General features: G+C 58.2%; 6 protein-coding genes and 1 pseudogene. 5 read left to right on the plus strand and 2 right to left on the minus strand.

Features of this window, described 5'->3' with window-relative positions:
* Positions 1-211 precede the first annotated feature (211 nt).
* From DOU54_RS05980 to exoR, 4 genes are all read left to right on the plus strand, one after another.
* Positions 212-3,055, plus strand: a complete 2,844-nt coding sequence (locus DOU54_RS05980; RefSeq protein WP_113380564.1) for a valine--tRNA ligase — start codon at positions 212-214, stop codon at positions 3,053-3,055.
* A 463-nt stretch (positions 3,056-3,518) separates the two neighbouring features.
* Positions 3,519-4,808: an outer membrane protein transport protein gene (locus tag DOU54_RS05985; protein ID WP_004442167.1), complete on the plus strand. Its 1,290-nt coding sequence runs from the start codon at positions 3,519-3,521 to the stop codon at positions 4,806-4,808.
* Between the two features lie 268 nt (positions 4,809-5,076).
* Entirely contained in the window at positions 5,077-5,370 is a 294-nt protein-coding gene (locus DOU54_RS05990) for a hypothetical protein (protein ID WP_234704062.1), read from the plus strand.
* A gap of 1 nt (position 5,371) precedes the next feature.
* Positions 5,372-6,166, plus strand: a complete 795-nt coding sequence (gene exoR / locus DOU54_RS05995) for an exopolysaccharide production regulator ExoR (RefSeq protein ID WP_004442165.1) — start codon at positions 5,372-5,374, stop codon at positions 6,164-6,166.
* Between the two features lie 35 nt (positions 6,167-6,201).
* Here exoR and xth read toward each other — a convergent pair whose 3' ends face one another.
* Entirely contained in the window at positions 6,202-6,999 is a 798-nt protein-coding gene (gene xth / locus DOU54_RS06000) for an exodeoxyribonuclease III (protein ID WP_113380565.1), read from the minus strand.
* 276 nt (positions 7,000-7,275) lie between these two features.
* Positions 7,276-7,608 carry an iron-sulfur cluster insertion protein ErpA gene (gene erpA / locus DOU54_RS06005; protein WP_022556278.1) on the minus strand — a complete coding sequence of 111 codons (333 nt, stop codon included), beginning with the start codon at positions 7,606-7,608 and terminating at the stop codon, positions 7,276-7,278.
* Positions 7,609-7,823: 215 nt separating this feature from the next.
* On the opposite strand from erpA, the pseudogene dgt reads away from it, so the two are divergent.
* Positions 7,824-8,368, plus strand: a pseudogene (dgt, locus tag DOU54_RS27905) (dGTP triphosphohydrolase); the annotation flags it as partial.

Genomic DNA, 8,368 nt, shown 5'->3' on the forward strand with positions numbered 1-8,368 from the left:
CTCCCGCCCGCGTCGGGAGGCGTGGCATTGGCGTTAAACAGGGGCCGCCCGGCACAGGGGCGGCTTTTTTATTGAAGATGAAAGCGTTATCGGGGCATAGTCGGCCATCGGGTCGCTCACGGAGCGTCCTGAGGGTCGGTTTCTGTTGACTCTCGACTGTCCATCCTTATTTAAAAAATCCACACAAGAACTCTAAAATTCAGGTCAGGAAATGCTCGAAAAGACCTACGATTCCGCCACCGTCGAACCGAAGATCGCCAAAGCCTGGGACGAGGCTAACGCTTTTCGTGCCGGCGCCAACGCCAAGCCGGGCGCGGAAACCTTCACCATCGTCATCCCGCCGCCGAATGTGACGGGGTCCCTGCACATGGGCCATGCGCTCAACAACACGCTGCAGGATATTCTGGTCCGCTTCGAGCGCATGCGCGGCAAGGATGTGCTGTGGCAGCCGGGCATGGACCATGCCGGCATCGCCACGCAGATGGTCGTCGAGCGCAAGCTGATGGAGCAGCAGCTTCCAGGCCGTCGCGACATGGGCCGCGAGGCCTTCGTGGAGAAGGTGTGGGAATGGAAGGCCGAATCCGGCGGCCTGATCTTCAACCAGCTGAAACGTCTCGGCGCGTCCTGCGACTGGTCGCGCGAACGCTTCACCATGGATGAAGGTCTCTCCGAGGCTGTTCTCGAAGTTTTCGTCACGCTCTACAAGCAGGGCCTGATCTACAAGGACAAGCGCCTCGTCAACTGGGATCCCAAGCTGCTGACTGCGATTTCCGACATGGAAGTCGAGCAGATCGAGGTCAAGGGTAATCTCTGGCACCTGCGCTATCCGCTCGAAAAGGGCGTTACCTATCAGTACCCGACCGCATTCGACGAGGAAGGCAAGCCCACCGAGTTCGAGACCCGCGACTATATCGTTGTCGCCACGACGCGTCCGGAAACCATGCTTGGCGATACCGGTATTGCCGTGAACCCGGAAGACGAACGGTACAAGGGCATCGTCGGCAAACACGTCATCCTGCCCATCGTCGGTCGCAGGATTCCCATCGTCGCCGATGACTACGCCGATCCGACCGCCGGTACGGGTGCGGTCAAGATCACGCCCGCGCATGATTTCAACGACTTCGAAGTCGGCAAGCGCTGTGGCCTGCGCGCCATCAATGTCATGAATATCGATGGTACCATCTCCATCAAGGAGAACGAGGATTTCCTCGAAGGCCTCGACCATCCGGCGGCGCTGCACGGCGCATGGGATCGGCTGGAAGGTCAGGACCGTTTTGCCGCCCGCAAGATCATCGTCGAAATTTTTGAGGAAGCCGGCCTGCTCGACAGGATCGAGCCGCACAAGCATGTGGTGCCGCATGGCGACCGCGGCGGCGTGCCGATCGAGCCGCGCCTGACGGACCAGTGGTGGGTCGACAACAAGACGCTGGCGCAGCCGGCGATTGCCTCGGTTCGCGAAGGCCGCACCAATTTCGTGCCAAAGAACTGGGAAAACACCTATTTCCAATGGATGGAGAACATCCAGCCCTGGTGCATCTCGCGGCAATTGTGGTGGGGACACCAGATTCCGGCATGGTACGGCCCAGACGGGCAGGTGTTCGTCGAGAAGACCGAGGAAGAGGCGCTGCAGGCGGCCATCCAGCATTACATCGCCCATGAAGGCCCGTGGAAGGCCTGGGTTGAGGAAAAGCTTGAGAACTTCGCTCCGGGCGAAATCCTAACGCGCGACGAAGATGTGCTCGACACCTGGTTCTCTTCCGCGCTCTGGCCGTTTTCGACGCTCGGCTGGCCGGAACAGACGCCGGAACTGGCGCGCTATTATCCGACAAACGTGCTTGTCACCGGCTTCGACATCATCCCCTTCTGGGTGGTGCGGATGATGCAGATGGGCCTGCATTTCATGAAGGACGACGCCGGTAACCCGGTCGAGCCGTTCAGCACGGTCTATATTCATGCGCTGGTTCGCGACAAGAACGGCCAGAAGATGTCGAAATCCAAGGGCAACGTCATCGACCCGCTGGAACTGATCGATGAATATGGTGCCGATGCGCTGCGTTTCACGCTTGCCATCATGGCGGCGCAGGGTCGCGACGTGAAACTCGATCCGGCACGTATTGCGGGTTACCGCAATTTCGGCACGAAGCTCTGGAATGCGACGCGCTTTGCCGAGATGAATGGCGTGAAGCGTGACCCGCATTTCCTGCCGGAAACCGCCTCGCTGACGATCAACCGCTGGATCCTGACCGAGCTTGCCAACACGGCCCGCGATGTGACGGCGGCACTTGAGAACTTCCGCTTCAACGATGCGTCAGGCATTCTCTACCGTTTCGTCTGGAACCAGTTCTGCGACTGGTATCTCGAACTGCTGAAGCCGGTCTTCGGCGGCGACGATGAAAAGGCCAAATCGGAATCGCAGGCCTGCGCGGCTTATGTTCTGGATGAGATCTACAAGCTGCTGCATCCTTTCATGCCGTTCATGACGGAAGAGCTTTGGGCGCATACGGCCGGTGAGGGCAAGGAGCGCGATGATCTGCTTTGCCTTACCGACTGGCCGGAGCCGGAGTTCCGCGACGACGCCGCGGCTGCGGAAATCAACTGGCTGATCGATCTCGTGTCCGGCGTTCGTTCGACGCGCGCCGAGATGAACGTGCCGCCGGGTGCCACTGCCTCGCTGGTGGTCGTTGGCGCCAATACCTCCACGGAAGCACGGCTCGATCGCCACGCCGCCGCTATCCGGCGTCTGGCGCGGGCCGATGAAATCCGTGCCGCCGATGTCGCGCCGAAGGGATCGGCCCAGATCATCGTCGGTGAGGCGACCATCTGCCTGCCGCTTGGCAATCTGGTCGATCTTGCGGCCGAAAAGGCTCGTCTCGAGAAGGCGATCGGCAAGGTGGACGCGGAAATGGAACGCATCGACAAGAAGTTGTCGAACGAGAAATTCGTGGCCAATGCCGATCCGGAAGTCGTTGCCGCCGAACGCGAGCGCAAGGCTGAGCTGGAAATTCAGCTCGCAAGCCTGAGAACGGCGCTCACGCGGGTAAGCGAAGCGGGGTGACATGCCGCTTGCGGCTTTGCATGAACAAAAACGCCCCGCTAAAAACGGGGCGTTTTTGTTATGGAGCGATAGGGTCGCCGCCTATCGATTGCTGCGTTGCAACGACGAATCATGTTGCTCGCGGGAGGGCGATCATTTCTCGCCATCTCGCGCTCGAAAATCTCCCGAACAGTCAAAAAAGCCAACAAAAACGGCGTGATAAGCGGCTTTCTTTGGGAAACGCGCGTGTGTGGTTATTTGGCGACAATTCCCGTCACGCGTGGGAAATTGTTTCATTTTGTGTCGGATCGCTTCTGTTTAATTAGAAAAATAACCTAAAATGATTATGCAAGGGGATCGACATGAAATTCTTACGTAAAAAATGGAGAAGTGTCGCAGAACTGTGCCAGTGTGCGGCAGATTGTCATTTTCCGCGAAGCGCTTCACTCTTTTGATGATCACATTGCCTTGATTGGGGAGAGAGATGGCAAAAACTGCAATTTTTCGCGGCGCGGTATGTTTCGCAGTCAGCATCGCGGCGGTAACGCCTTCACTGGCCGGCGGTCTCGAGCGCGGCGGTTATAATATCGATCTGTTGTTCGATCCGTCCGATTACGTTCTCGACAGCTCCGCGACCTTCGTCGCACCGCAGCGCAAGGTAGAGAATGCGCGGGACAATCCGCTGAAAAGTGGCCCCTTGCCTGCATCCTGGTCCAGGACGGCAGATGATTCCGAAAACTTCTGGTCGACCCGCATCGGGGCCAAGGCATCGATCGGCGATTTCGGCGACTGCATGTTCGACTATTCGCAGCCCTGGGGCGCGCATCTCAATCCCGGTATCTGGCAGGGATCGAGCTACAATATCGAAACCAAGGTCAAGTCGCACAATTACGCAACCACCTGCCGGGTGAAGTTCGATCTTGGCAAGGGTGACTTCTCGATTATCGGCGGCGGCTTCTATCAGGAATTGAGCGGCTATAAGTATCGTCAGGTTCTCGGGCCGGCCGTTCTGGGCCTCAATCCGGCCTGGTCCAGCTTCAGCGGCGTCGGCAAACTTGAGATGGAAGGTGACGGCTGGGGCTGGCGCGCCGGCATGGCCTACGAGATTCCCGAGATCGCGTTCCGCGCCAGCCTTGTTTATAACAGCGCTGTCGATCACGATTTGACCGGCTTCGCCGATGTTAGAGGGATCCCACAGACACCGCCATCCATATCTCCGACGCTTGCAAAATACGGCGGCAAGCTCGTGCCGATCTATGGCTCTGTTTCCATGCCAGACAGCATCGAACTAAAAGTTCAATCCGGCATAGCGCCAGACTGGCTTGCTTTCGGTTCCGTGAAGTGGACAGACTGGAGCCAGATTCAGGTCATTCCTTTCTGCGCGGTCGGCACATCTCCCTGCGTCCCAAGTGGCGCAGACACCCTGAACACGCTTGACCTGTTCTATCGCGACGGCTGGACGATCTCCGGCGGCGTTGGTCACAAGTTCAACGAACAGTGGAGCGGAGCCGTCAGCCTGACCTGGGATCGCGGTACGTCCACGGTCATCGGCACCCAGACAGATACGTGGACGCTCGGCACGCAGATTGTCTATTCGCCCAACAAGAACATCGAGTTCAAGATTGCCGGTGCTCTCGGCCTCCTGACCTCGGGCAGCTCCTCCATCAATGGCGGACCCTGCGGCGCTGGCTTCACCTGCGGCAACGAGGCAGGCTACGATTTCGGCAACGACCTCGTGGCAGCCATCTCGACGGGTGTGAAGGTCAAGTTCTGATCCCATCCTTTCGCTGATGCTAAAATAAAGGTCCGGTTTACCAACCGGGCCTTTTTTCATGTCCGACTATGATTCCTTCTCGATAAAATTTTCTGGCCCGAAAGTTTTGTGACGATTTGGCAACACTTTTCTGCAAGCGTGGGGTCGCGTTGGAATGTGAGCATATCTGTCCATTTCCCGCCACAAACAGGGTGCTTGGCTTATGTTTAGGGCGGCGGGATCGGAAGAACATGCAGGCGTTTGATGTGGGCCCGCGGGGTTGCAGAAAGTGAAAACAGGTTTGGATTCAGGGTTTAAGCAAGTAATACGGGAATTTCATCCGGATTTCTTGTTTGGCGCTGACCGGTGGATGGCGGAACGCCGTTATATTGCCGGAAATTATGCCTATATCTGTCTAACTGGAAAATTTGGGCAATTGCCGCAGGAGACCACCGGTGGTGCGCTGGAAAGTGCTGCCGGAAAGACGCAGTGTGTTCGAAAAATCGCGACCCGGCGGGGTTCGGCTTTGCAGTATTCCGCAAGTATTGGCTATATGCCGGGAAGAGTGAGAGAAGTTCGCTGAAATGCTGAAATGTGAAGCCAACGTTTTAAAGCCGCTCCTCATGGGCATGTTGCTTGCGTCGCTCGCAATGCCTGCCGCGGCTTTTGACATCAATGCGGGCGTGACCAAGGAATCCGGCCCCTTCGACCTGTTCAAGTTCGGCTTCAAGGCCTACAAGAACGGAAACAAGGGTGAAGCTGTCGAGGCCTATCGCTACGCGGCCGAAAAGGGCCATACAGGCTCGCGCTGGGCGCTTGCCAACATGTATGCCTATGGCGATGGCGTCGCCAAGAACGACTTCGAAGCTTTCAAGATCTACAGCGAAATCGCTAATCAGGGTGTCGAACCGGGCTCGGAGGATACGGGCTTTTTCGTCAATGCGCTGCTGTCTCTCGCTGATTATTACCGCCACGGCATTCCCGGAAGCCCCGTCAAAATGGACCTTTCACAGGCCCGGCAGCTTTATTTCCAGGTTGCTTCCACCTTCGGTGTGGCTGAGGCCCAGTTCCGTCTGGCAGAGATGATTCTTGCCGGCGAGGGTGGCCGCGCGGATGTGCAGCAGGCAAAGAAATGGCTCAACCAGGCCCGCAAACACGGCCATGCCGGCGCCATGTCGATTTTCGGCAACCTGATCTTCCAGGAGGGCCAGACGACGCAGGGCCTCGCCTTCATGACGGCGGCGCTGGATAAATGCACGGCGGCGGACTGTACCTGGATTCAGAACCTGCAGGAGCAGGCCTTTTCGCTGGCGGGTGAGAACGATCGCCGTGCGGCAATCGCAATGGCGCAGACCATGCGGATTGACGATCCGGATTGAAAATTGCCGCGCCAGAGCTCGGTAAAGATGGCCTGTCAGCCAGCGGGGCTGAAATCGAAGTAACCGCAGACCGGCACGTGGTCGGATGGTTTTTCCCACGCACGCACATGTTTTTCGATGGTGACCGATTCCAGCCTGTCGGCCGCTTCGGCTGACAGCATCAGATGGTCGATGCGGATGCCGTTATTTTTCGGCCATGCGCCGGCCTGATAATCCCAGAAGGAATATAGTCCTGCTTCATCCGTCGTCGCACGTGCGGCATCGGTGAAGCCAAGGTTCTCCAGCTTGCGGAAGGCTGCGCGGGTCTTCGGCAGAAACAGCGCGTCACCTTCCCACACGCGGGGGTCGTGACAATCGAACGGTTCCGGAATGACGTTGTAGTCCCCCGCGAGGATCAGCGGCTCCTCGAACGCGAGGCGATCTTCGGCAAAGCGCCGCAGCCGCTCCATCCAGGCGAGCTTGTAGGGATATTTGACCGGATCGTCAGGCGGATTGCCGTTCGGCAGGTAAAGCGAGCAGACGCGGATGGCGCCACCGTCGACGGAAAACACGCCTTCGATGAAACGCGCCTGCTCGTCGGCATCATCACCCGGCAGGCCACGATTGACCTCATCGGGCTTCACCTTGGAGAGCAGGGCGACGCCGTTGAAGCCTTTCTGGCCGTGGGTCTCGACGTGATAACCAAGCGCCTCAATCTCCAGCCGCGGAAACCCCTCATCGACCGACTTGATCTCCTGAAGGCAGACGATATCAGGCGAAGAATCCTTCAGCCACTGGCAGAGGTTTTCGATGCGCGCCTTGACGCCGTTGATGTTCCAGGTGGCAATCTTCATCGGAGTTTCCCTTTTGTGAGGGTACTTTTACCCGATGCAAAAGCGATTGCCACCGTTTTTGGAAGGTGGTGGCGAGGATGTGGTGGATAGAGGGGAGGTTGGTAGAGTGAACTGGGCCGCGAAGTCAGCGTCATGTCTCTACTCCCTCATTCCTGTGCTTGTTACAGCAATCCAGCCGACGCGCGTCTGCGCGGCGGGGAGACAGGGATGAGGCAGGAGAGGACGCGGATCACCTTAAAGCTGAGAGCATTGAGGCAGAGCCGCGGGCCGTTTCACTCAGATCGAAAAGCTGGTGCCGCAACCGCAGCTTGCCACGGCATTGGGGTTCTTGATCTGGAAGGACTGGCCAAGCAGATTATCGACGAAGTCGATTTCAGAGCCCGCCATATAGACGACCGAAAGGCTGTCGATCAGCACCTTGGCGTCGCCGCGGGCGATCACGATGTCGTCATCGGCGGGGTTCTCGGCCAGATCGAACTTATAGGAGAAGCCCGAGCAACCGCCGCCTTCGACGGAGACGCGCAGCGCCTGTTTGCCGGCGTCGGCGGCGACGATCTGGGCGATTCGCTTTGCCGCTGCTTCCGAAAGGGTAATGTCGCTGTTTTCCATGTCGTTCCTCCTGCCGGGGTCAAGATCCGGAGAGCAATAATCTCGTTGTCACTATTATAAACCGGTCAAATTAACGGTCTATAGCCTGTGTGAGGGCGTCTGCGCGGCGATGATGCTTTGCGCTGACCTCTGCGATAGGTATGAAGGGTGAATGAAAAGGTCAATGGCCGAGACCAAAAGGAAGTCGCGGCCATAAGAAGTCAACAGGTGGATGCATGATCATAGACCAGCGCGCATTGGGTTTCGGAAGTGGGGAGAGGGCGGTTTTCGCCTCGGATCCATGGACGACGCGCGGGCGTCTGTTTCCGGAAGAAGGAAGCCTGACGCGTTCCGAATTCCAGCGTGACCGGGACCGCATCGTCCACACGACAGCCTTTCGCCGCCTGAAGCACAAGACGCAGGTCTTCATCAGCCCCGACGGAGACCATTACCGCACGCGGCTTACCCACACCATTGAGGTGGCGCAGATCGCCCGGGCGCTCGCCCGCGCGCTGAAGCTGGACGAGGATCTGGCCGAAGGCGTGGCGCTGGTGCATGATTTCGGCCACACGCCTTTCGGCCATACCGGCGAAGACGCGCTCGATGCGGTGCTGTTGCCCTATGGCGGGTTTGACCACAATGCACAGTCCCTGCGTATCGTCACCAAGCTGGAGCGCCGTTATGCCGAATATGACGGCATCAACCTGACCTGGGAAACGCTGGAAGGTCTCGTCAAGCATAATGGCCCGCTGGTGAACGCGAAGGGTGAGGGGATCAAGGG

This window comes from Agrobacterium sp. MS2 (assembly GCF_003261015.1).
In the GTDB taxonomy this organism is placed as follows: Bacteria; Pseudomonadota; Alphaproteobacteria; order Rhizobiales; family Rhizobiaceae; genus Agrobacterium; species Agrobacterium pusense.

What these genes read in the sequence shown, in the direction of transcription:
- erpA (WP_022556278.1), bottom strand. Translation starts at nt 7,608, where the DNA reads ATGGAAAACAGCGACATTACCCTTTCGGAAGCAGCGGCAAAGCGAATC.
- xth (WP_113380565.1), bottom strand. Translation starts at nt 6,999, where the DNA reads ATGAAGATTGCCACCTGGAACATCAACGGCGTCAAGGCGCGCATCGAA.
- DOU54_RS05985 (WP_004442167.1), top strand. Translation starts at nt 3,519, where the DNA reads ATGGCAAAAACTGCAATTTTTCGCGGCGCGGTATGTTTCGCAGTCAGC.
- exoR (WP_004442165.1), top strand. Translation starts at nt 5,372, where the DNA reads ATGCTGAAATGTGAAGCCAACGTTTTAAAGCCGCTCCTCATGGGCATG.
- DOU54_RS05980 (WP_113380564.1), top strand. Translation starts at nt 212, where the DNA reads ATGCTCGAAAAGACCTACGATTCCGCCACCGTCGAACCGAAGATCGCC.